The following is a 21,843-nucleotide window of genomic DNA, read 5'->3' as shown; positions in this document are numbered from 1 at the left end:
CGTTATTCGATGACAACCAGTGGCTCGTCAAATTCAACCGGCTGACCGCTTTCGACCAGGATGGCTTTAACCACGCCTGACTTGTCGGCTTCGATCTGGTTCATCATTTTCATGGCTTCGACGATGCACAGGGTATCGCCAACATTGACGTGCTGACCCACTTCCACGAAGGCTTTAGCATCCGGGCTTGGGGTGCGATAGAAGGTTCCAACCATTGGAGAACGAACGATGTGTCCACTGATGGCAGCCGGTGCTGCTGCAGCTTCCACTGGCGCTGGTGCAACGGCGGCGGCCAGAGCAGGCTGTGGCTGCATCATTGGCGTAGCGTAGGCCTGTTGCATCATCGGGTAGTTAACCGCTGCTGGGGCACGACTGATACGTACTGATTCTTCACCTTCAGAAATTTCCAGTTCGGCGATGCCGGACTCTTCAACCAGTTCGATCAGTTTTTTGATTTTACGAATATCCATGGATGTGGTTCCGTACTCTTTTGTTTAATTGGAAGTTGACAGGCGTTTTACCGCCGTCTGTAAAGCATACCGATAGCCATCTGCCCCCAGGCCACATATCACGCCTACCGCAACATCAGAAAGGTAGGAATGATGACGAAAAGGCTCACGTGCATGCACGTTGGACAGATGAATTTCGATAAACGGAATCGAGACCGCCAGCAGGGCATCACGCAGCGCCACGCTGGTGTGGGTGAATGCCGCCGGGTTAATCAGAATGAAGTCTGTGTTTCCTCTGGCCTGATGGATGGTATCGATCAGAACATGTTCCGCGTTGGATTGCAGATGGGAAAACTTCACGTTCAATGCCTGCGCCTGTGTTTCCAGTTCGCTGACAATGTCTGCTAGCGTCGTCTTACCGTATTTGTCGGGCTCTCGGGTTCCTAGCAGATTCAGGTTTGGACCGTTCAAGAGCAAAATGTGAAACTTTTCTGCCATTGTGCTGCTATCTCCCGCGATTGACCAAGATTGCCAAAACCGTGTCGCACAAAATAGCGCGAAGCTATTCGTTTGTCACCTTTCGTGATGCAAATTGTCCGACCCGAGAAATTAAAGTCGTGCATTATAACCATATCGTGGCAATTCGCAGCTAAATACTGGTCTTATCTGCGGAGATATTCCTGCGCCAGACCGTGAGACGGCGTGAATCTTGCTGCGGCTCATACCCGGCTTTTCCCCTGCTAGCGCGGCGTTTAGCGCCACCATTGACGAAATTTCTTATAACGAAACAGCAGCAATATCAGCGCCGCGAGCGCATACAAAATGGGCTGTGGAGACAGCGTTTTAACTGACCAAAGATAGTGGATAGGCGCAAGGATGGCGACTAAATAGACGAAATTATGCAGTTTTTGCCATTTCGATCCCAACTTGCGCATCATTATCTGTGGCGAGGTCACCGCCAGCGCCAGCAAAATCAGCCAGCTTATGACACCTAGCGTCAAATAAGGACTGGATATCAGCTCCTTACCCAACAGCGCCAAATGATCCAGACCCAGTTCCAGTAGCGCATAGCTCACCAGATGTAACGTCGCCCAGAAAAAGCACCACAGCCCGAGGAGGCGTCGGCAGCGAATGAGCAGCGGCTGTTTGCCGTAGCGCGCTAATGGTGTAACCAGCAGCGTCGCCAGCAGCAATTTCAGCGCCATTCTTCCGGTAAAGTGCTGGATATCTTTGGCCGGGTCGGCACTGAGCCACCCTTGGTCAACGGACAATATCAGCCACAGCAGCGGCAGAAAACCAGCCAGATGGAGTAGCACTTTTAACCGGGTAATGTGTTGTAACGTCAGTCTCATGCTGATGTGGATTCCTATCCTGACAAGGTGTTATTGGCGAGACGTTTTGTGTTGTTAACTAAAAATTATCGCGCAGATTCAGACCGCGATACAGCGAGGCGACCTCATCGGCATAACCGTTGAACAACAGCGTGGGTTGACGCTCAACGTTAAGGAGCCCGCCGGAACCGATGACGCGTTCTGTCGCTTGCGACCAGCGCGGGTGATCCACATGCGGGTTAACGTTGGCATAGAAGCCATATTCATCCGGTGCCGCCAGATTCCATGTGCACGGGGGCTGCTCGCGAGTCAACCGGATATGTACGATAGATTTGATGTTCTTGAAGCCATATTTCCACGGTGTGACTAACCGGATGGGCGCACCATTCTGTGGCGGTAACGTTTTGCCGTAAACGCCGACGGCCAGCAGCGCCAACGGGTTCATGGCTTCATCCAGCCGCAGCCCTTCTACATAGGGGTAATCCAGCCCGCCGCCCATGAAGCGATCTTTTTGTCCCGGCATCTGTTCCGGGTCGTAAAGCGTCTGAAACGCTACGTAGCGGGCATTGTTGGTGGGTTCGGCGTATTTAATCAGCTTGGCTAACTCAAACCCGACCCACGGAATCACCATTGACCACGCTTCGACGCAGCGGAAGCGGTAGATGCGCTCTTCCAGCGGAAAGCGTTTGAGCAAATCGTCTATATCCAGCGTGAGGGGTTTGGCGACATCGCCGTCTATTTTGACGGTCCAGCCTTCGGTTTTTAGCCCGCCAGCATTGGCTGCTGGATCGGCTTTATCCAACCCGAATTCATAGAAGTTGTTATAACCCGTGACTTTATCTTCCGGCGTGAGCGGCAGATCGAGTTTCCAGTCGGCAGGTTGGCTAAATGTGAGCGGTTTACCCGGCGGCGCTTTCGGTTTATCACCGCCTTTAAACCAGGCCAACAGGTCAGCCTGTGCAGAAAATGGCAGCGAGAGCGCCGCAGCGGAAATACCCAGCGCTTTTAAGACGCGCCGACGCTGATAGAAGAGGGATTCCGGGGTAACGTCGGCTTCCGTGAACTTGCGATGTTTTTGCATGTGAACTCCCGCCAGTCATTATTATTGTTGACGCAAAGTGGCGTTTTTTAATGCTTACCGTTCACTTAGTTATAGATTAATTGCGGTAGAAACCGCGACAGGAGAGATGAAATACTTTTTTGCAGGGTGTAACAGCCACCCGAAGGTGGCTGAGTGCGTCAACGAAAGACGTTAGCTGATTTTCACCAGTGTGCGGCCAGTGACTTTGTTTTCCAGCAGCGCAGCGGCAGTGGCAGGGACGTCTTCCAATCCGATTTCCTGTGTCACCTGCTGATAGAACGACTCAGGCAGAATGGTAGCCAGACGCTCCCATGCTTGCTGACGACGATCCAGCGGTGCCATCACGGAATCCACACCTTGCAGGCGAACATTACGTAAAATAAATGGCATCACGGTAGTTGGCAGCGCAACACCGCCAGCCAGACCGCACGCGGCGACCGTTGCGTTGTAATCCATCTGCGCCAGCAGCGTCGCCAACACGTTATCGCCGACGGTATCCACCGCGCCAGCCCAACGTTGTTTCTCCAGCGGACGAGGGCTTCCGCTGAATTCGCTGCGATCCAACACCTGTTTGGCGCCCAGTTTCTTCAGGTAATCGGTGTTGTCAGCGCGGCCGCTGACGGCAGTGACCTGATAACCTAGCTCTGCAAGCAGGGCGACTGCTGTGCTGCCGACGCCGCCGCTGGCACCCGTCACAATAATGTCGCCGCTTTCCGGCGTGATGCCACCGTCTTCCAGCGCCATCACGCACAGCATCGCGGTAAAGCCTGCTGTGCCAAGAATCATGGCCTTACGCGCATCCAGCGATGCGGGCAGTGGCACCAGCCAATCGCTCTTCACGCGTGCCTGTTGCGCCAATCCGCCCCAGTGGTTTTCACCCACGCCCCAACCAGTCAGGATAACAGGCTGGCCGACGCTAAACCGATCGCTGTCGCTGTGGCGTACGGTTCCGGCGAAGTCGATTCCAGGAACCATCGGGAAGTTACGGATAATTTTACCTTTGCCGGTAATGGCAAGCGCATCTTTATAGTTAATGCCGGACCAGTTGATATCGACAGTTACATCCCCGGTGGGAAGCTGCTCGGCGTCAATCTCGCGAATCTGAGCGTGGGTCAGTCCGTCTGACTGTTCAAGAACTAAAGCCTGCATGGGCTATCTCCTGTGGCAGGATTAAAATGGGGAAGTCATTAACGACTATAGTTATTACAGGTACTATTTGTTAAAAAGTACTGTTTGTTAAAAAAGGTACTATGTTGCTGGCCTATGCGAACTGATAAAAAACAACAAACTCGCAGAAATAACAATTATTTGGAATAGGACGCAGGGATGGGATTTACGACCAGGTTCTCGATACTCATAGTATTGCTGACGGTTATCGCCATTTTTCTTATGCTTTTCAGTAGCATATTTAGCCTCTGTTATTATAGCCAGTGGCGAACCGAGCAGCAGCTACGCGAGGTCACGGCCAGTATCGATCAGGCGCTATTAGTGCAATCGCCCGAAAATATTCAATATTGGCTGCCGGGAATGATGAAAACGGCAGGTATTGTGGTGTTGGATATTCAGGATAACGATTCGACGCTCTATTCAATACAACTGCCCGAGGCCGGCTGGGAACGCACGCACCTCTATCATGAGGTCGAATTTCCGCTGATGCATCATTTGAACATGACGATCGCCTTAAAATATGTTGACCCGCTGATTGGTTTACCGCGTTTCGTGGTGTCGACGCTATCGGTATTGCTGGCTGCGGGCCTGATGCTCCTCATGCTGTACTTTTCCATTTGCTGGTTGCGTCGGCAGGCTGCTGGACAGGAAGAATTAGAAAAACGCGCACAGCGTATTCTTAAGGGCGAGCGAGAATCGGTTATGCAGGGCTCGGTACGTGAATGGCCAGCTAAGACCAGCGGGGCGCTCGATCAACTGCTGTCTGATTTAGTGGAAGCGCGTGAGGAACGCGGACGTGTTGATACGTTAATTCGTGCTTTCGCCGCGCAGGATGCTGAAACTGGGCTGAGTAATCGTCTGTTTTTTGATAATCAATTTACCACCCAGTTGGAAGATGGCGAAGAGGTGAGTACGCACGGCGTCGTCATGATGATTCGCGTACCTGACTTTGAAACGTTGCAAGAAACGCACGGCTATACCAGTGCGCTTCAGGACTACCGTTTCACGCTGGTCAATCTGCTATCGACGTTTGTCATGCGCTATCCCTCTGCGCTGCTGGCGCGTTATTTCAGCAGCGATTTCACCGTATTGCTCCCCCACAGCACGCTAAAGGAAGCCACTGCAATTGCCACGCAACTGGTGAAGTCTATCGATATTCTTCCCGCCTGCCCGTTGATCGATCGCGAGGACGTTCTCCACATTGGTATTTGTGCCTATCGCGGCGGGCAAAGTGCCGAGCAAGTGATGGAGAGCGTGGAAGATGCGACGCGTAATGCGGTGTTGCAGGGCGGTAATAGTTGGTGCGTGTTTGACAGGCAGGTGCCTGACAAAGGGCGTGGCAGCGTGAAATGGCGGACCTTGCTGGAACAGACGCTGGCACGCGGTGGCCCACGACTGTATCAGAAACCTGCGGTGACAAAAGAGGGCGTGGTACATCATCGCGAAATGATGAGTCGGATTTATGATGGGGAACAGGAACTGCTCGCGGCGGAGTATATGCCGCTGGTGCAACAACTGGGACTGGCAGCCAGCTATGATCGGCAACTGGTAGCACGAATTATTGATCTGTCAGCGAGCTGGCCGGGAGAAACACTGGCTTTACCGGTAAGTGTGGACTCACTTTTGCAAAAGCCTTTCCTGCGCTGGCTAAAAGAAATGTTGCTGCAATGCCCGAAAACACAGCGTCAGCGCATTTTATTTGAACTTGCAGAAGCAGATGTCTGTCAATATATCGGCCGCCTGCGCTCGGTTCTCACTTTGATCTTGGGATTAGGCTGTCGCCTGGCGGTGACGCAAGCGGGTTTGACGCTGGTGAGTACGACGTATATCAAGTCACTCCCCGTGGAGATCATCAAGCTTCATCCTGGTTTGGTCCGCAGTCTTGAGCGCCGCCCGGAAAATCAGCTGTTTGTACAAAGCCTGACCGAGGCCTGTAAAGGGACGCAAACGCGGGTGTTTGCCGCTGGCGTGCGAACCAAAGAGGAGTGGCGGATGCTGTTGGGCAAGGGCGTTTATGGTGGGCAAGGCGATTTTTTTGCCGCATCAGTCCCTGTAACGGATGAGCTGAAAAAATATTCACCGCGGTATCGTGTTTAATATAAACGTCCCGTTCAAATTGACGTAGAATGAGGCGGTTGTTAAATCGGTTAGTGTGTGCTTACGTTAGCAGCAATCCGATTAAATGTTAGATTTTATGTCCTGTGTTAGCGCAAATTCTGTCGGGTGGACAGTGGTAAGATGCCTTGCCGCCTGAGGAGAAAGCCTGTTGTGCCTTCTCCCTGATGCCGACGTGCGCAACGCAGACTTATTTTTCACCGAAGCAGAGCCTTTTCGTGCCTTGTCGCTGCTTCGTGTGGTTGGTAAAGTAGGCGGATTTATTTTTCGCCCCCAGCTTGCAGGATTATCCTTTAGTTATGTTTAAGAAATTTCGTGGCATGTTTTCCAACGACTTGTCCATCGACCTGGGTACCGCCAATACCCTGATTTATGTTAAAGGGCAGGGCATCATACTGAATGAACCCTCTGTGGTTGCGATTCGTCAGGATCGTGCCGGTTCTCAAAAGAGCGTGGCGGCAGTCGGCCATGACGCTAAGCAGATGCTGGGCAGAACGCCTGGGAATATCGTGGCGATTCGCCCGATGAAAGACGGTGTGATTGCCGATTTCCAGGTCACAGAAAAAATGTTGCAGCACTTCATCAAGCAAGTGCATAGCGACAGCTTTATGCGTCCGAGCCCACGCGTGCTGGTATGTGTTCCGGTCGGCGCAACGCAAGTTGAGCGTCGTGCCATTCGCGAATCCGCGTTGGGTGCCGGTGCCCGCGAAGTGTTCCTCATCGAAGAGCCGATGGCGGCTGCGATTGGTGCTGGCATGCCAGTATCCGAAGCGACGGGTTCCATGGTGGTGGATATCGGTGGTGGTACCACGGAAGTCGCGGTGATCTCGCTGAACGGCGTGGTGTATTCCTCTTCTGTCCGTATTGGTGGTGACCGCTTTGATGAAGCGATCATCAACTACGTTCGTCGTAACTACGGTTCACTGATTGGTGAAGCCACGGCAGAACGTATCAAGCATGAAATCGGCTCCGCTTATCCGGGCGACGAAGTGCTTGAGATCGAAGTGCGCGGCCGTAACCTTGCTGAAGGTGTACCGCGTGGGTTCACGCTGAACTCCAACGAAATTCTGGAAGCGCTGCAAGAGCCGTTGACGGGTATCGTCAGCGCGGTCATGGCGGCGTTGGAACAGTGTCCACCGGAACTGGCCTCCGACATTTCCGAGCGCGGTATGGTGTTAACCGGCGGCGGTGCGCTGCTGCGTAACCTGGATCGTTTGCTGATGGAAGAAACCGGTATTCCTGTTGTAGTGGCTGAAGATCCGCTGACCTGTGTCGCCCGTGGCGGTGGCAAGGCGCTGGAAATGATCGACATGCACGGTGGCGATTTGTTCAGCGAGGAGTAATCCTGTCTGGAAAAGGGGGACCGGATGGATGAACGCCTACGTTTTTCATCTTTCGTGGTTACCCCTTTTTTATTTGCCTGAGCAATGAAATTCGCCCTACGGGGCACCGCTTTGTGACGTTAAAAATCGCCAGGTGCGATTTGAGGTTGCTGTCGAGGAATACGCAAATTTTATGAAGCCGCTTTTTAGCAGGGGGCCTTCCCTGCAATTACGACTTTTTCTTGCTGTCGTTACCGCGATTGTCGTGATCGTTGCGGACAGTCGGCTCGGTTCGTTCGTCAAAATCAGAACATATATGGACACCACCGTCAGTCCATTCTATTTTCTGGCGAATGGGCCCCGTCAGATTCTGGACAATGTGTCTACCTCACTGGCAACTCGTGAGCAATTAAGCCTTGAAAATACCGCGCTGCGTCAAGAATTGTTGATGAAAAACAGTGACCTGTTGCTGCTGGGCCAGTTCAAGCAGGAAAATGCACGCTTACGTGAACTGCTCGGCTCGCCACTGCGTCAGGATGAGCAGAAAATGGTAACGCAGGTGATGTCCGCCGGAACCGACCCCTATAGCGATCAGGTGGTGATTGATAAAGGTCAGGCGAACGGCGTGTATGAAGGGCAACCGGTCATCAGCGATAAAGGTGTGGTGGGTCAGGTTGTGGCGGTTGGTCAGTTTACCAGCCGGGTTTTGTTGATTTGTGATGTTTCCCACGCGTTGCCGATTCAGGTGCTACGCAATGATATCCGCGTGATTGCCGCCGGCAATGGCTGCGCCGACGATCTGCAACTCGAACACTTGCCTAACAATACCGACATCCGAGTGGGTGACGTGCTGGTCACATCGGGTCTGGGCGGTCGTTTCCCCGAAGGGTATCCCGTTGGTGTGGTGTCATCGGTCAAGGCCGATACACAGCGAGCCTATACGATTATTCAGGCACGTCCGACTGCGGGGCTCCAGCGCCTGCGCTATCTGCTCTTACTGTGGGGCGTGGAAAATAACGCCAATACGGCGCTGCCGCCAGCGGAAGTCCATCGGGTTGCCAATGAGCGTCTGATGCAAATGATGCCGCAGGTTTTACCGTCGCCTGACGACATGGGACCGCCGCTTCCTCCTGATACCGCTGCACCCACCGCCGAGCCGCAAAGAGGCCGCCAATGAACCGTTATCGCAGGCATGGCAACTGGATTATCTGGCTTTCTTTTCTGATCGCCATGGTTTTGCAGATTATGCCGTGGCCGGATGAAATCTACATGTTTCGCCCCTCCTGGCTGACGCTGTTTCTCATTTACTGGGTGATGGCATTGCCACATCGGGTGAATGTCGGCACAGGATTTATATTAGGTCTGATTATGGACCTGATTCTTGGGTCTACACTGGGAGTACGGGCGCTGGCGCTGAGCATTGTTGCTTATCTGGTCGCCTTTAAATTCCAGCTATTCCGAAATATGGCGCTATGGCAGCAGGCTTTAATCGTCATGCTGTTGTCGCTGCTGATGGATCTCACGGTATTCTGGGCAGAATTTTTAGTTATTAATGTCTCTTTCCGACCGGAAACATTCTGGAATAGCGTCGTTGATGGCGTACTCTGGCCGTGGCTGTTCCTGCTGATGCGTAAAATTCGTCGTCAGTTTACTGTGCAATAAGGTGATTCATGACTCAGCTTTATCTGGCCTCCGCCTCTCCTCGCCGTCGCGAACTGCTCACGCAGCTCGATATTCCTTTTTCTGTACTGAATGTCGAGGTGGAGGAACAGCGGTTACCGGAGGAGGCGGCGGACGCTTATGTCCGGCGTCTGGCGCATGAGAAAGCGGCTGCGGGTGTCGTAGCGGCACCGTCTGATTTGCCGGTTCTGGGTGCCGACACCATTGTGGTACTGAACGGTCAGGTATTGGAAAAACCACAGGATGAAGCCCATGCGGCAGAGATGCTGAGTCAGCTGTCTGGGAAACCACATCAGGTGATGACAGCCGTCGCGCTGGCAGATAAAGACGATGTATTGAGCTGTCTGGTGGTAACCGATGTCGTTTTCCGTTCGCTCTCGCAGCAGGATATCGAACGGTATATCGCCAGCGGCGAACCGATAGATAAAGCCGGGGCTTACGGTATTCAGGGCAAAGGTGGATGCTTTGTCCGGTCGCTTAACGGGAGCTATTACGCGGTGGTTGGGCTGCCGCTGGTAGAAACCCATGAGTTATTCAGTAATTTTGCTGCATTGCGGAGTGCAAGAGGAAAACATGACTGCTGAGTTACTGGTAAACGTTACACCGTCAGAAACGCGCGTTGCCTATATCGATGGCGGCATTCTGCAAGAAATTCATATTGAGCGTGATGCGAAGCGCGGCATTGTCGGCAACATTTATAAAGGCCGCGTGAGTCGCGTCCTGCCGGGCATGCAGGCGGCGTTTGTGGATATCGGTTTGGATAAAGCGGCATTCCTGCACGCGTCCGATATCATGCCGCACACCGAATGCGTTGCCGGTGACGAACAGAAGAATTTTCACGTCCGTGATATCGCCGAACTGGTGCGTCAGGGGCAGGATCTCATGGTGCAGGTGGTCAAAGACCCGCTGGGAACCAAAGGCGCACGCCTGACGACCGATATCACGCTGCCGTCGCGCTATCTGGTGTTTATGCCCGGTGCATCGCACGTCGGTGTGTCACAGCGGATTGAGAGCGAAGCGGAACGCGAGCGCTTAAAGAAAACGGTCGCCGAGTATTGCGATGATGACGGTGGTTTTATCATTCGTACCGCTGCGGAAGGCATCGGTGAAGAGGAGCTCTCGCAGGATGCGGCATTCCTGAAACGTCTGTGGGGCAAGGTGATGGAGCGCAAAAAGCGCAACCAGACCAAATGTAAGCTCTACGGTGAAGTGGCGCTCGCCCAGCGAATTTTGCGTGATTTTGCGGGTGCCGCGTTGGATCGCATTCGGATTGACTCCCGACTGACGTATGAAGCGCTGCAGGAATTTACCGCCGAATACATCCCGGAGATGACCCGCAAACTTGAGCATTATGCGGGTAAACAGCCTATTTTTGACCTGTTTGACGTGGAAAATGAGATTCAGCGTTCGCTGGACAGAAAGGTTGAACTGAAATCCGGTGGCTATTTGATCATCGATCAGACCGAAGCAATGACGACCGTCGACATCAACACGGGGGCATTCGTCGGCCACCGCAATCTGGATGAAACCATTTTCAATACCAACACGGAAGCGACGCAGGCGATTGCACGACAGCTGCGTCTGCGTAACCTCGGTGGCATCATCATTATCGACTTCATCGATATGAATAATGAGGATCACCGTCGGCGGGTGCTGAATTCCCTGGAGCAGGCGTTGAGTAAAGATCGGGTCAAAACCAGTATTAGCGGCTTCTCTCAACTAGGATTAGTGGAGATGACGCGTAAACGCACACGTGAGAGTATCGAACACGTGCTGTGTCATGAATGCCCGACGTGTCGTGGTCGTGGCACGGTGAAGACGGTAGAAAGCGTCTGCTATGAAATTATGCGTGAAATCGTGCGTGTCCACCACGCTTATGACACCGATCGTTTCCTGGTCTATGCCTCACCGGCAGTCGGGGAAGCGCTGAAAAGTGAAGAGTCGCACGCGTTAGCTGAGGTTGAGATTTTCGTCGGTAAACAGGTCAAAGTACAAATCGAACCCCTGTATAGCCAGGAGCAGTTTGACGTCGTCATGATGTAAATTCGTGCGCTTGTCGTCGGCGACGAAAGAAGGAGAAATTAGTGAGGCGACTGCCCGGAATACTCATCATCACGGGTGCCACTCTTGTCGTGATGGTAGCGCTGTTAGTCAGCGGCTTAAGACTGGTGCTGCCACAGCTCGATCACTTCCGGCCACAGCTGGTGGCCTGGGCGCAGTCTGCTGCTGGGGTTCCGTTAGAAATCGGCTCGATGACGGGGCGCTGGGAGTCCTTTGGCCCCACGCTGGAAATTGGAAAGCTTCGCACGTCCCTGCCGGAATCGGACTGGCAGGTTGACCGCATTACGCTGGCGCTTGATGTGTGGCAGTCGCTGCTGCACGGGCGCTGGCAGTTTCGCGATCTCACGTTTCACCAGTTAAAACTGGATATTAATAGCCAATTTACCGGGCAGCAGCAGGATAGCAAACCGCTGGAGTCAGGGAAGGCCAGCGATCTTTTCCTGCGCCAGTTTGACCACTTTGACCTGCGTGACAGCCACATTACCTTTCTTACCCCTTCCGGTTCCCGCGCGGAGCTGAGCATCCCGCAACTGACCTGGCTGAATTCCGAGAAGCGCCACCGAGCAGAAGGCTTGATCAGCCTGTCGAGTTTTAATGGTCAGCACGGCGTCGTGCAGATGCGCATGGACTTGCACGACGATCAGGGGCTGCTCAGCAACGGCACCTTCTACCTGCAGGCTGACAATATCGATATGAAGCCCTGGCTCAGCCGCTGGATGAAAAACACGACCGGGCTGGAAAATGCCGATTTTAGTCTGGCAGCCTGGTTGAACGTCCGTGACGGCGACATCCACAGCGGTGATGTGTTCCTCAATCACGGAACGGCCAACTGGGGTGAAGGCAGCGACGCGCATCGCCTGAATGTGGATGACATGACACTGCACGTCAGCCGTCAGGAAAATGGCTGGCAGGTCGATGTGCCTGCGTTGAATCTGGCAACGGATGGCGTCGCCTGGCCGAAAGGTCGGCTCTCTGCTCTCTGGCTGCCAAAGAATGAACACATGTTAGGGCCCGATCGGCAGGAAGCGCTGCGCGTTCGAGCCAGCAATCTGGCGCTGGAGCGGGTAAGTACGCTGCTCCCGTTGTTGTCTGGAACGACGCCAGAATTGAAAGCGCGCTGGGATGAACTGCAACCGACGGGCACACTGAATACCGTTGCTGTCGATATCCCTCTGCAACAGCCGGAGCGAACCCGTTTTCAGGCTAACTGGCAGGATGTGAGCTGGAAACAGTGGAAATTGCTGCCGGGGGTCGATCATTTCTCTGGTTCTGCGCGCGGTAGCGCCGAGCGTGGTCAGGTCAGCGTTGAATTAAAACAGAGCACGTTACCCTATGTGGATATGTTTCGTGCGCCGCTGGAAATCAAGCAGGCCAGCGGCACGATTGACTGGCGTAATGATGCACAGGGTCTGGCGCTATGGAGTCATGGACTGGACGTGCAGGCGAAATCGCTATGGGCTAACGGCGATTTCCGCTATGAACAGCCCGCTAAGCAGGAGCCGAAGCTGGATATTCTGGCGGGTATTCGGCTGACCGATGCGGCGGATGCCTGGCGCTATTATCCTGAACGGTTTATGGGCACCGAGCTGGTGGACTATCTGAGCGGTGCGCTGAAAGGCGGCCGTGTCGATAATGCCACGCTCATCTTTGCTGGTAATCCGCAGCACTTCCCGTATACGCATAACGAAGGCCAGTTTGAAGTCTGGGTGCCGGTTAAAGATGCCACCTTCGAATTTCAGCCGGGCTGGCCTGCGCTGACGCCGCTGGATATCAATCTGGACTTTGCCAACAACGGCCTGTGGATGTTTGCACCGCAAACCTGGCTGGGCAAGGTGGAAGGCAAAAACATTAGCGCGGTCATTCCCGATTATGAAAAAGAGATGCTGCTCGTCGATGGTGAGCTGGACGGTCCTGGGCCGGAAGTGGGGAACTATTTTAATCAGACGCCGCTGAAATCCTCGCTGGGTGCGGCGCTGGATGAGCTGAAAATTGGCGGGCCGGTGAAAGGCACACTGCATCTGGATATTCCGCTTGCTGGTGATGATGTTCGCGCCAGCGGTGATATCGCGCTGAACAATAACAGCCTCTACATCAAGCCGCTGGAGACCACGATTAAGAATCTCACCGGTAAGTTTCGCTATGAAAACGGCAACTTACGCAGTGACACGCTCCAGGCGAACTGGATGAATCAGCCGATGGCGGTCAATTTCACGACGGAAGAGCAAGCCAAGGCTTTTCTGGTGAATGTTGGCTTGCAGGGCGACTGGCAGCCTGCGCTCTTGCCCGGTTTACCGGCATCGGCCAGCAAAGCCCTGTCCGGCACGGCTGGCTGGAAGAGTACGGTGGCCGTCAACCTGCCGCATTCCGGTAAAACAACCTATGATGTTGATGTACAAGCTGATCTCAATAAAGTAAGTAGTCACTTACCTAACCCGCTAAGTAAACTCGCTGGCGAGAGCCTGCCGCTGGAGGTAAAAGCCAGCGGTGACCTGAATGGTTTCGCGATGCAGGGACGGCTGGGCAAGGATAACCACTTCAATAGCCAATGGCTGCTGAAAGGCAACACTGTGACGCTGGCGCGGGCAAGCTGGCAGAACGGGGCTGCGGTGGCGCCTGCATTGCCAGAAGATTCCTCGCTGGTGCTCGATCTTCCGCCACTGGATGCTGAAAGCTGGCTGGGACTCCTGCCTTCGCTGCGTGCCTCGACATCGGCGGAAGGGAAAAAAGCGCATAGCGCTTTCCGTTTTCCTGAAGCGGTGACGCTGCGGACGCCTGAGCTACAGCTGTTGGGGCAGCAGTGGCACGATCTGGAAATCACACGCAAAAATACGCTTGCTGGTAGTGAAGTGCAGGCAAAAGGACGCGAAATTGACGGAACGGTTGAGATACCCAATCGTGGTATGTGGCGCAGCGACATCACTTATCTCTACTACAATCCTCAGTGGAAAGGGAATGAAGCGACCAACCCAGTGGCATTAGCAGAGAAAAAATCGCCGCTAAACGACCCGAGTATCAGCTTTGAAGACTGGCCGTCGCTGGCGGTTAACTGTCGCCAGTGCTGGATTATCGGGCAGAATATGGGACGTATTCAGGGAACGCTGCTGACAGAAAAGGAAAAATTAACGCTGGCAGACGGTATGATTGATACGGGCAAAGCGCGTCTGACGGTAAACGGTTCCTGGCAGGAAAACGCGGAAGGCGTGCGGACGGCGCTAAAAGGCCGTCTGACGGGGGATAGCTTGGAGCAGAACGCTAACTGGTTTGGCGTTGATTCACCGCTGAAAGCCGGTTCTTTCGATGTGGACTACGATCTGTACTGGCGCGGTACGCCTTGGGCGCCGGATATTGCCAGCCTGAGCGGAATATTGCACACGCGCATTGGTAAAGGTGAAATTGCCGAAGTGGGCGCGGGTCAGGCGGGTCAATTGCTACGTTTATTGAGCTTTGATGCGCTGATGCGTAAGCTGCGGTTCGATTTTAGCGATACGTTTGGTCGCGGATTTTACTTCGACTCGATTCGCAACACGGCATGGATTAAAGACGGCGTGTTGCATACTGATGATATGTTGGTCGACGGACTGGAGGCCGATATCGCGATAAAAGGCGATCTCGATCTCGCTAAGCGACAGGTCAATATGGAAGCGGTTATCGCCCCGGAAATTTCCGCGACGGTGGGGGTGGCGACCGCATTTGCCGTTAACCCGGTTGTCGGGGCCGCGGTGTTTGCGGCCAGTAAAGTGCTGGCACCGCTATGGAACAAGATTTCGCTGATTCGCTACCAGATTTCCGGTAGCCTCGATCAGCCAAAGATTCAGGAAGTGCTGCGTGAGCCGAACAAGAAGAAAGGCGAATAATGCCGTTGGGGCAGCGCAGCGTACTCAGCCGATTATCTGATAAAGAGTGAAAAACTATGAGCCTTTCGTTTATCAGTGAGCAGTTACTCACCGCCAATAAATTGAATCTTGACGATCTTGCTGCTGTGCTGGGGTCGCTTAATGAGCGTCGACTGGACTATGCCGATCTCTATTTCCAGTCTAGCTACCATGAGTCCTGGGTACTGGAAGATCGCATCATTAAAGACGGTTCTTACAATATCGATCAGGGCGTGGGTATCCGTGCGATTGACGGTGAAAAGACCGGGTTTGCTTATGCCGATCAGATCACGCTGAACGCATTGCATCAGAGCGCGCAGGCTGCACGCAGCATTGTGCGGGAACAAGGTACAGGGACTGCACACACGTTGGGAGCGGTATCGCATCATGCGCTTTATCCAACGTTGAATCCGTTGGATAGCCTGACGCGTGAGGACAAAATTGCGCTGTTGCAGCGTGCCGACACGGCCGCACGTGCCGCAGATGCGCGGGTACAGGAAGTGTCAGCCAGCCTGACCGGCGTGTATGAGTTGGTGCTGGTGGCAGCGACGGACGGCACGCTGGCGGCGGATGTGCGCCCTCTGGTTCGTCTGTCGATCAGCGTGCTGGTTGAATCTGAGGGCAAACGCGAACGCGGTTCCAGCGGCGGCGGCATGCGTGGCGGCTATGACTATTTCTGGGAAGTGGCTGACGGCGAAGCACGCGTTGATGCCTGGGCAAAAGAAGCCGTGCGGATGGCGCTGGTTAACCTGTCAGCGGTGGCCGCTCCTGCCGGGCCAATGCCCGTGGTGTTGGGTGCCGGCTGGCCGGGTGTACTGCTGCATGAAGCAGTGGGTCATGGTTTGGAAGGTGATTTTAACCGTCGCGGTACATCAGTATTCAGCGGGCAGATGGGGAAACTCGTTGCGTCAGAGCTGTGCACGGTGGTGGATGACGGCACGCTGACCGGGCGTCGCGGTTCAGTTTCGATGGACGATGAAGGTGTTCCAGGGCAATACAATGTCCTGATTGAAAACGGTATTCTGAAAGGCTACATGCAGGACAAGCTGAATGCGCGTCTGATGGGTGTTGCGCCGACGGGCAATGGGCGTCGCGAATCTTATGCGCATCTGCCGATGCCGCGTATGACGAACACCTATATGCTGGCTGGGAAATCCACGCCGGAAGAGATTATCTCCAGCGTCGAATACGGCCTGTATGCGCCAAACTTTGGCGGTGGTCAGGTGGATATTACCTCTGGCAAGTTCGTCTTCTCGACATCCGAAGCCTACCTGATCGAAAAAGGTCGTATCACCACGCCAGTCAAAGGTGCCACGCTGATTGGTTCCGGCATTGAAGCGATGCAGCAGATCTCGATGGTCGGCAACGATCTGGCGCTGGATAAAGGCGTCGGCGTGTGCGGCAAAGAAGGGCAAAGTCTGCCTGTCGGCGTGGGTCAACCTACATTGAAGCTGGACAGCCTGACCGTCGGCGGCACCGCGTAATTTGCTCTGAATCCTGAGTTCCTTTAAGACCGCGCGTTATTAGCGCGGTTTTTTTTCCTCGCTATGCTCCTGCCGATAGCCCTGATAGGTCAGAGCGACGTTTTTGAAGTATTCCGTCATGTAGTTAATGCAGACTTGTACTTTCAGCGGCAGGTTGTCTTTGCGGGTGTAGAGCGCGTAGACCGGGCGCGGGTCGGAGTGGTAGCGGTTAAACAGAATCTCGATTTCACCACGGTTAATTTCATCCACGACCCACATGAGCGGCACGTACGCGATACCCGCACCGGTCTTAAGCCAACGCACCAGCGTTTGTGGGTCGTTAGTGACAAAGCGCCCTTGTGGCGTGACGCGGGTCGAAATGCCTTCCGGGGCGATCAGCTCGAATTCGCTGTCGGGCCGTACGCTGTATTCCAGCCAGGAAAAGTTCACCATATCTGCCGGTTTATCCGGCGTGCCGTGCTGTGCCAGATAGCTTTTTGCGGCACAGACCACCATTGGCATCGAGCCTAAGCGTTTCGAGAACAGGCTGGAATCCTGTAGCGCGCCGACGCGGATAACGATATCCAGCCCGTCGGCAATCAGATCGGGAGCGGGAATTCCGGTGACCAGATTGACGGACAAACCAGGATATTCCTTCAGCATAGCGGCAGTCATGGTGGACAGCACATTCTGCGCCATCGTAGAAGAACTGCCGATGCGCAGCGTGCCGATCGGCGTGTTGTTGAAGGCATAAAGCTGCTCATGGACTTCATGCGCCTCATGCAGCATGCGGCGACAGCCGTGGTAATAGATTTTCCCCGCTTCCGTCAAACCAATGCTGCGCGTACTGCGATTAAGCAGCTTAATCTGTAGCTCATCTTCAAGCTTGGTAACGGTCTGGCTGACGGCGGATACGCTCATTTGCAACTGACGGGCGGCTGCGGTAAAGGAACCAAATTCCACCACGCGGGCAAACACCGACATACTCTTTAGTCTTTCCATTATTCACTCTGGCTTAAAAGTGATTTAGATCACGCTATGTAGATAAGGTGATAATAAGCATCCATAATATAGCCTATCCGGTGGTTCTGGGCAGAACAGAGCCATTCAATGATTATGTTTATTTACCTAATTAGAGTAATACGCTGATTTCCCATCGTTAGTCAGCCCGTGCTGACATCGCTATTCATCAGTTTAACGCTATCCCATCCGTTGGCTGGTCGCCTGCGGGATTAAGCGCTTTTGTCTATGCTGAACGCCAGTATCAGACAACATAATTTACCATCCGGTAGCGAACCTGCGCGCTACCGCTACCTAATAGAAAAAAGGAAAAGAGGATGAGTTCACTCCCGGTTATGGTGTTGTTCGGGCTGTCATTTCCCCCCGTATTTTTTGTCTTGCTGGTATCGCTGACCCTGTTTTTTGTCGTGAACCGCCTGCTGCAACCGACGGGGATCTATGACTTCGTCTGGCATCCTGCGCTGTTTAACAGCGCGCTGTTCTGCTGTCTGTTTTATTTACTGTTCCGTTACGGTCTGTGAGGTATCTGTGAAAGCGTTCTTTTTACCCTTGTTTAGACAGCAGGCCGTGCTGATCAAGAAACTGAGCCGCGTGGTTATCACGTTAGTGATTGTACTGTGTGCGATCGTGGCCATTTTTCGTGTCTGGGCGTTCTATACCGAATCACCCTGGACGCGTGATGCCAAATTTACGGCGGATGTCGTGGCGATTGCGCCGGACGTCAGCGGCTTATTGAGCAATGTTCGCGTGACGGACAATCAGCTGGTGAACAAAGGTGACGTGCTGTTTGTCATCGATCAGCCGCGCTACCATCAGGCCGTGGCGCAGGCGGAAGCCGATGTTGCCTACTATCAGGCGCTGGTGACGGAAAAACGTCGGGAATCAGGACGTCGGGCGCGGCTGGGCATCAGTGCGATGTCACAGGAAAATATCGATCAGTCCAGTAATGCATTGGAAACTGCCACGCACCAGTTGGCTAAAGCGCAGGCGGTATTGTCACTGGCGCAACTGGAGCTGGAACGTACCGTGGTACGCGCCCCTGCCGACGGCTGGGTGACCAACCTGCATGTGCAGAGCGGTGAGTTCATTGAACGCGGTAATACGGCGGTGGCGCTGGTGAAGAAGGATTCGTTCTATCTGCTGGCATACATGGAAGAAACCAAGCTTGAAGGCGTGCGTCGTGGCTACCGTGTGGAAATTACGCCGCTGGGTAGCGAAAAGATATTTTATGGCACGGTTGATAGCGTGGCGGCTGGGGTGAATAACAACAGCAGCAGCGCGAACAGTAAAGGCTTGGCTAACGTGGATTCCAATCTGGAGTGGGTGCGTTTAGCACAGCGTGTGCCGGTAAAAATCCGTCTCGATCGCCAAATGGGCGACCTCTACCCCGCTGGTACGACGGCAACCGTGGTGATCACCGGTGAGCAGGTCAACAATGATAAAGCGCCTTCGCCGCTCATCCGTCTCCTGTATCGTCTGCGTGAGTTCGGCTAAGTGAGGCGATGATGAAAACTCCGTCGCTAACAGGCTCTATGTTCTTTACGACGCCACAGTTTGCGCGCTTGCGCTTCGCTTTCAAGCTGAGCTTCGCGATCGTGCTGTCCCTGTTTCTGGGCTTCCATCTCCAGTTGGAAACACCGCGCTGGTCGGTGCTGACGGCGGCGCTGGTCGCCGCTGGTCCGGCGTTTGCTGCGGGCGGTGAGCCATTTTCTGGCGCCATTCGCCATCGTGGTATGCTACGTGTTGTCGGCACTTTTATCGGCTGTATCGGCGCGCTTGTCATCATTATCGTGACCGTTCGCGCACCGGTTGTGATGTTGATGCTGTGCTGTATTTGGGCTGGCCTCTGCACCTGGGTTTCTTCACTGGTTAAAGTCGAAAACGCCTATGTGTTCGGGCTGGCAGGCTATACCGCACTGATTATTATTGTGTCGACGCAGGGGACACCGCTGCTGACGCCGCAGTTTGCCGTGGAACGCTGTAGCGAGATTGTGTTGGGCATTGTTTGTGCGATTCTGGCGGATTTACTGTTCTCGCCGCGCTCGATCAAGCAGGATGTTGACCGCAGTATCAGTGAACTCTTGGTGGATCAGTATCGGTTACTGCAACTCTGCATGAGCGGGGCGGAGAAAGACGCGATAGATGCAGCATGGCACGCACTGGTGCGCAAAACCACTGCGCTAAACGGCATGCGCAGCAGCCTGATGTTGGAGTCTTCGCGCTGGCAGAACAGTAATCGCCGCTTAACGTCGTTGCATACGCAGTCGCTCACGATGATTACACAGGCGTGTGAAACCTACCTGATTTTGCAGGATGCCCCGACTCCCGTAAAAAGCAGCTTAAAACTGGTGTTGGATCAGCCTGTTGAGTCGTTTCGCGATGTGCATTGCCGTATGAAAGCATTGCGCTACCTGATTGCGGCGGACAGCCGTGACGTGCCACCGATGCTGATCACTTGGGTCGGAGCGGCGACGCGCTACCTGCTGCTGGCGAAGGGCGTGCAGACCAACGGGCGTATCAATACGATTGAAGCCGACGTGCTGAACAGCGAAGTGGAAATTAAAGTGCCATCAGCTGAAACGCATCACGCCATGATTAATGGATTACGCACTGGCGTGGCGACGGCGCTGGGCTGCCTGTTCTGGCTGAGCACGGGCTGGACTTCTGGCAGCGTGTGCATGGTGATGATTGCGGTGGTGACGTCGCTTGCCATGCGGTTACCGAACCCGCAGATGATGGCAAAGGATTTTCTTTTTGGGACGATCTACGCGTTGCCGCTGGGGGCGCTGATGTTCATGTTTATCATGCCGTCAACGCAGCAAAGTATGCTGCTGCTATGCCTGAGTCTGGGAGCAATGGCCTTCTTCCTCGGCCTTGAAGTGCAAAAACGTCGACTCGGCTCACTGGGTGCATTGGCCAGTACGATCAATATTCTGGTGTTAGATAACCCGATGACGTTCAACGTCAGTCGGTTTCTGGACAGTGCGATCGGCCAGGTCATCGGCTGTTTTCTGGCGTTGATGGTGATCCTGTTGATCCGGGATAACACCAAGGCACACACGGGGAGAACGCTGTTGAACCGCTTTGTGTATGGCGCGGTCTCGGCGCTGACGACCAACACAGCGCGTCGCAAAGAAAACCACCTGCCTGCGCTGTATCAGCAGCTGTTCCTGCTGTTGAACCGCTTCCCTGATGATATTGCTAAGTATCGCCTCGCACTGTGGCTGATCATCATGCACCAGCGTCTGAGAACGCTGGATATTCCGCAAAACGCGGAGCTGTCTGCCTTTCATCGCCAGATTCGTGCAACGGCGGAGCAGGTGATTTCGGCCCGACGCGATAGCACGCGCAGCCGCTATTTCACACAGCTGTTGGACGAGCTTGAACGCTATCAGCAGATGCTGACAGAACAGCAGCTTCCCCCGAGCGTGACAGCGCCGGTGGGACGATTAACTGGGATCCTGCGTGATTATCAGCATGCACTGAGTCGCTGATTTTGATGGGGTATTAAATCATGGGATGAGGCCTGTGCCTCATCCCACTATCGCCGTTAGTCTGTGGTTTCAGCCAGTTCGCGCAGATACTGGAAGATCTGACGGGCGGATTTTGGCGGCTTGTTCGTCGCTTTCTCTTTCTGCGCATTACGCACCAGAGAACGTAACTGCTGACGGTCTGCGTGAGGATACAGCGCCAGAATATCGGGAACCACATCGTCACCTTCTTCAATCAGACGGTCGCGCAGCTGTTCCAGTTTGTGGAATAACGCGACCTGCTGATTATGACGGTTGTTCAGCTTATCCAGCGCGGTTTGGATCGGCTCTGGATCGCGGGCGCGCAGCATTTTACCAATCAGCTGTAGCTGGCGGCGGCGGCCTTCTTTCTTGATCCGCTGCGCCAGTTCCACCGCCGCACGTAGATCGTCGTCCAACGGGATCTTCTCCAGCGCGTTTTTGCCCAGATCGACCAGTTCCGCGCCGAGATCTTTCAGCGCTTCGGCATCGCGCTTTATTTCACTTTTGCTGACCCAGATAATTTCATCATCTTCGTCGTCTTCTTGGTTATCTGGGACGTCATTCAGCCAGTCTTCGTACTTTTGCTTCATGGTTGGCTCCTAAAAAGTGTCCAGGAGCAATTCGTAACGCTACGCGTAGCGGCTCCGGGATGGTGAACAGCGTGCCCACCAGAAAAAAGAGGCTGATACTAACAGGTTTGGGCTTTGTGCGAAATTGTCCGTAGATCCTGTTAGACTAGAAAGCATTATGCTACACCATTTTATGCTCCT

The 21,843-nt window shown here is 54.0% G+C and carries 18 protein-coding genes; 11 read left to right on the top strand and 7 right to left on the bottom strand.

Annotated elements, in window-relative coordinates:
- Positions 1 to 2: 2 nt before the first annotated feature.
- The 5 genes from accB to acuI form a co-directional block, all read right to left on the bottom strand.
- Positions 3 to 470, bottom strand: a complete 468-nt coding sequence (gene accB / locus H0248_RS14500; protein ID WP_010681551.1) for an acetyl-CoA carboxylase biotin carboxyl carrier protein — start codon at positions 468 to 470, stop codon at positions 3 to 5.
- A gap of 24 nt (positions 471 to 494) precedes the next feature.
- The gene (aroQ, locus tag H0248_RS14495; RefSeq protein WP_180786446.1) at positions 495 to 947 is read right to left on the bottom strand and encodes a type II 3-dehydroquinate dehydratase; all 453 of its coding nucleotides are present in this window, start codon (positions 945 to 947) and stop codon (positions 495 to 497) included.
- Positions 948 to 1,201: 254 nt separating this feature from the next.
- Positions 1,202 to 1,801, bottom strand: a complete 600-nt coding sequence (gene msrQ / locus H0248_RS14490; protein WP_180786445.1) for a protein-methionine-sulfoxide reductase heme-binding subunit MsrQ — start codon at positions 1,799 to 1,801, stop codon at positions 1,202 to 1,204.
- Between the two features lie 58 nt (positions 1,802 to 1,859).
- Positions 1,860 to 2,861, bottom strand: coding sequence for a protein-methionine-sulfoxide reductase catalytic subunit MsrP (msrP, locus tag H0248_RS14485; protein WP_180786444.1), 1,002 nt, complete (start codon positions 2,859 to 2,861; stop codon positions 1,860 to 1,862).
- 171 nt (positions 2,862 to 3,032) lie between these two features.
- Complete coding sequence (acuI, locus tag H0248_RS14480; protein ID WP_110162846.1) at positions 3,033 to 4,010, bottom strand: acrylyl-CoA reductase (NADPH); 978 nt, start codon at positions 4,008 to 4,010, stop codon at positions 3,033 to 3,035.
- Between the two features lie 177 nt (positions 4,011 to 4,187).
- Here acuI and csrD point away from each other — a divergent pair, with 177 nt between their 5' ends.
- The 8 genes from csrD to tldD all read left to right on the top strand — a co-directional run bounded on the left by csrD (position 4,188) and on the right by tldD (position 16,562).
- Positions 4,188 to 6,125, top strand: coding sequence for an RNase E specificity factor CsrD (gene csrD, locus H0248_RS14475; protein ID WP_180786443.1), 1,938 nt, complete (start codon positions 4,188 to 4,190; stop codon positions 6,123 to 6,125).
- A gap of 317 nt (positions 6,126 to 6,442) precedes the next feature.
- Positions 6,443 to 7,486 (top strand): rod shape-determining protein MreB, encoded by a 1,044-nt coding sequence (gene mreB, locus H0248_RS14470; RefSeq protein ID WP_010300322.1) that lies wholly within the window; start codon positions 6,443 to 6,445, stop codon positions 7,484 to 7,486.
- Positions 7,487 to 7,658: 172 nt separating this feature from the next.
- Positions 7,659 to 8,642: a rod shape-determining protein MreC gene (gene mreC / locus H0248_RS14465; RefSeq protein WP_180786442.1), complete on the top strand. Its 984-nt coding sequence runs from the start codon at positions 7,659 to 7,661 to the stop codon at positions 8,640 to 8,642.
- The gene (gene mreD / locus H0248_RS14460) at positions 8,639 to 9,127 is read left to right on the top strand and encodes a rod shape-determining protein MreD (RefSeq protein WP_010300327.1); all 489 of its coding nucleotides are present in this window, start codon (positions 8,639 to 8,641) and stop codon (positions 9,125 to 9,127) included. The genes mreC and mreD overlap by 4 nt, the downstream gene beginning before the upstream one ends.
- A gap of 8 nt (positions 9,128 to 9,135) precedes the next feature.
- A complete protein-coding gene (locus H0248_RS14455) occupies positions 9,136 to 9,729 on the top strand; it encodes a Maf family protein (RefSeq protein ID WP_180786441.1) in 594 nt (197 codons plus the stop codon).
- Positions 9,719 to 11,188 carry a ribonuclease G gene (rng, locus tag H0248_RS14450; protein WP_180786440.1) on the top strand — a complete coding sequence of 490 codons (1,470 nt, stop codon included), beginning with the start codon at positions 9,719 to 9,721 and terminating at the stop codon, positions 11,186 to 11,188. Before H0248_RS14455 ends, rng begins: the two co-directional genes overlap by 11 nt.
- A 41-nt stretch (positions 11,189 to 11,229) precedes the next feature.
- Complete coding sequence (gene yhdP, locus H0248_RS14445; RefSeq protein ID WP_180786439.1) at positions 11,230 to 15,060, top strand: AsmA2 domain-containing protein YhdP; 3,831 nt, start codon at positions 11,230 to 11,232, stop codon at positions 15,058 to 15,060.
- A gap of 56 nt (positions 15,061 to 15,116) precedes the next feature.
- Positions 15,117 to 16,562: a metalloprotease TldD gene (tldD, locus tag H0248_RS14440; RefSeq protein WP_180786438.1), complete on the top strand. Its 1,446-nt coding sequence runs from the start codon at positions 15,117 to 15,119 to the stop codon at positions 16,560 to 16,562.
- Positions 16,563 to 16,601: 39 nt separating this feature from the next.
- Here the strand turns inward: tldD and aaeR are convergent, their stop codons facing one another.
- Positions 16,602 to 17,543, bottom strand: a complete 942-nt coding sequence (aaeR, locus tag H0248_RS14435; RefSeq protein WP_110162844.1) for an HTH-type transcriptional activator AaeR — start codon at positions 17,541 to 17,543, stop codon at positions 16,602 to 16,604.
- 335 nt (positions 17,544 to 17,878) lie between these two features.
- Here aaeR and aaeX point away from each other — a divergent pair, with 335 nt between their 5' ends.
- The 3 genes from aaeX to aaeB are packed head-to-tail and all read left to right on the top strand — an operon-like array spanning position 17,879 to position 21,055.
- Positions 17,879 to 18,082 (top strand): p-hydroxybenzoic acid efflux pump operon protein AaeX, encoded by a 204-nt coding sequence (aaeX, locus tag H0248_RS14430; protein ID WP_005975424.1) that lies wholly within the window; start codon positions 17,879 to 17,881, stop codon positions 18,080 to 18,082.
- A gap of 7 nt (positions 18,083 to 18,089) precedes the next feature.
- Positions 18,090 to 19,055: a p-hydroxybenzoic acid efflux pump subunit AaeA gene (aaeA, locus tag H0248_RS14425; protein ID WP_180786437.1), complete on the top strand. Its 966-nt coding sequence runs from the start codon at positions 18,090 to 18,092 to the stop codon at positions 19,053 to 19,055.
- 11 nt (positions 19,056 to 19,066) lie between these two features.
- Positions 19,067 to 21,055 (top strand): p-hydroxybenzoic acid efflux pump subunit AaeB, encoded by a 1,989-nt coding sequence (aaeB, locus tag H0248_RS14420; protein ID WP_180786454.1) that lies wholly within the window; start codon positions 19,067 to 19,069, stop codon positions 21,053 to 21,055.
- A 56-nt stretch (positions 21,056 to 21,111) separates the two neighbouring features.
- Here the strand turns inward: aaeB and yjgA are convergent, their stop codons facing one another.
- Positions 21,112 to 21,663: a ribosome biogenesis factor YjgA gene (gene yjgA / locus H0248_RS14415; protein ID WP_010681569.1), complete on the bottom strand. Its 552-nt coding sequence runs from the start codon at positions 21,661 to 21,663 to the stop codon at positions 21,112 to 21,114.
- Positions 21,664 to 21,843 lie beyond the last annotated feature (180 nt).

The sequence above is a fragment of the Pectobacterium brasiliense genome (assembly GCF_013449685.1).
In the GTDB taxonomy this organism is placed as follows: domain Bacteria; phylum Pseudomonadota; class Gammaproteobacteria; order Enterobacterales; family Enterobacteriaceae; genus Pectobacterium; species Pectobacterium brasiliense_A.
Note: the sequence above shows the minus strand (reverse complement) of the source record. Positions and strands in the feature narration are given on the sequence as shown.

What these genes read in the sequence shown, in the direction of transcription:
- accB (WP_010681551.1), bottom strand. Translation starts at nt 470, where the DNA reads ATGGATATTCGTAAAATCAAAAAACTGATCGAACTGGTTGAAGAGTCC.
- aroQ (WP_180786446.1), bottom strand. Translation starts at nt 947, where the DNA reads ATGGCAGAAAAGTTTCACATTTTGCTCTTGAACGGTCCAAACCTGAAT.
- msrQ (WP_180786445.1), bottom strand. Translation starts at nt 1,801, where the DNA reads ATGAGACTGACGTTACAACACATTACCCGGTTAAAAGTGCTACTCCAT.
- msrP (WP_180786444.1), bottom strand. Translation starts at nt 2,861, where the DNA reads ATGCAAAAACATCGCAAGTTCACGGAAGCCGACGTTACCCCGGAATCC.
- acuI (WP_110162846.1), bottom strand. Translation starts at nt 4,010, where the DNA reads ATGCAGGCTTTAGTTCTTGAACAGTCAGACGGACTGACCCACGCTCAG.
- csrD (WP_180786443.1), top strand. Translation starts at nt 4,188, where the DNA reads ATGGGATTTACGACCAGGTTCTCGATACTCATAGTATTGCTGACGGTT.
- mreB (WP_010300322.1), top strand. Translation starts at nt 6,443, where the DNA reads ATGTTTAAGAAATTTCGTGGCATGTTTTCCAACGACTTGTCCATCGAC.
- mreC (WP_180786442.1), top strand. Translation starts at nt 7,659, where the DNA reads ATGAAGCCGCTTTTTAGCAGGGGGCCTTCCCTGCAATTACGACTTTTT.
- mreD (WP_010300327.1), top strand. Translation starts at nt 8,639, where the DNA reads ATGAACCGTTATCGCAGGCATGGCAACTGGATTATCTGGCTTTCTTTT.
- H0248_RS14455 (WP_180786441.1), top strand. Translation starts at nt 9,136, where the DNA reads ATGACTCAGCTTTATCTGGCCTCCGCCTCTCCTCGCCGTCGCGAACTG.
- rng (WP_180786440.1), top strand. Translation starts at nt 9,719, where the DNA reads ATGACTGCTGAGTTACTGGTAAACGTTACACCGTCAGAAACGCGCGTT.
- tldD (WP_180786438.1), top strand. Translation starts at nt 15,117, where the DNA reads ATGAGCCTTTCGTTTATCAGTGAGCAGTTACTCACCGCCAATAAATTG.
- aaeR (WP_110162844.1), bottom strand. Translation starts at nt 17,543, where the DNA reads ATGGAAAGACTAAAGAGTATGTCGGTGTTTGCCCGCGTGGTGGAATTT.
- aaeX (WP_005975424.1), top strand. Translation starts at nt 17,879, where the DNA reads ATGAGTTCACTCCCGGTTATGGTGTTGTTCGGGCTGTCATTTCCCCCC.
- aaeB (WP_180786454.1), top strand. Translation starts at nt 19,067, where the DNA reads ATGAAAACTCCGTCGCTAACAGGCTCTATGTTCTTTACGACGCCACAG.
- yjgA (WP_010681569.1), bottom strand. Translation starts at nt 21,663, where the DNA reads ATGAAGCAAAAGTACGAAGACTGGCTGAATGACGTCCCAGATAACCAA.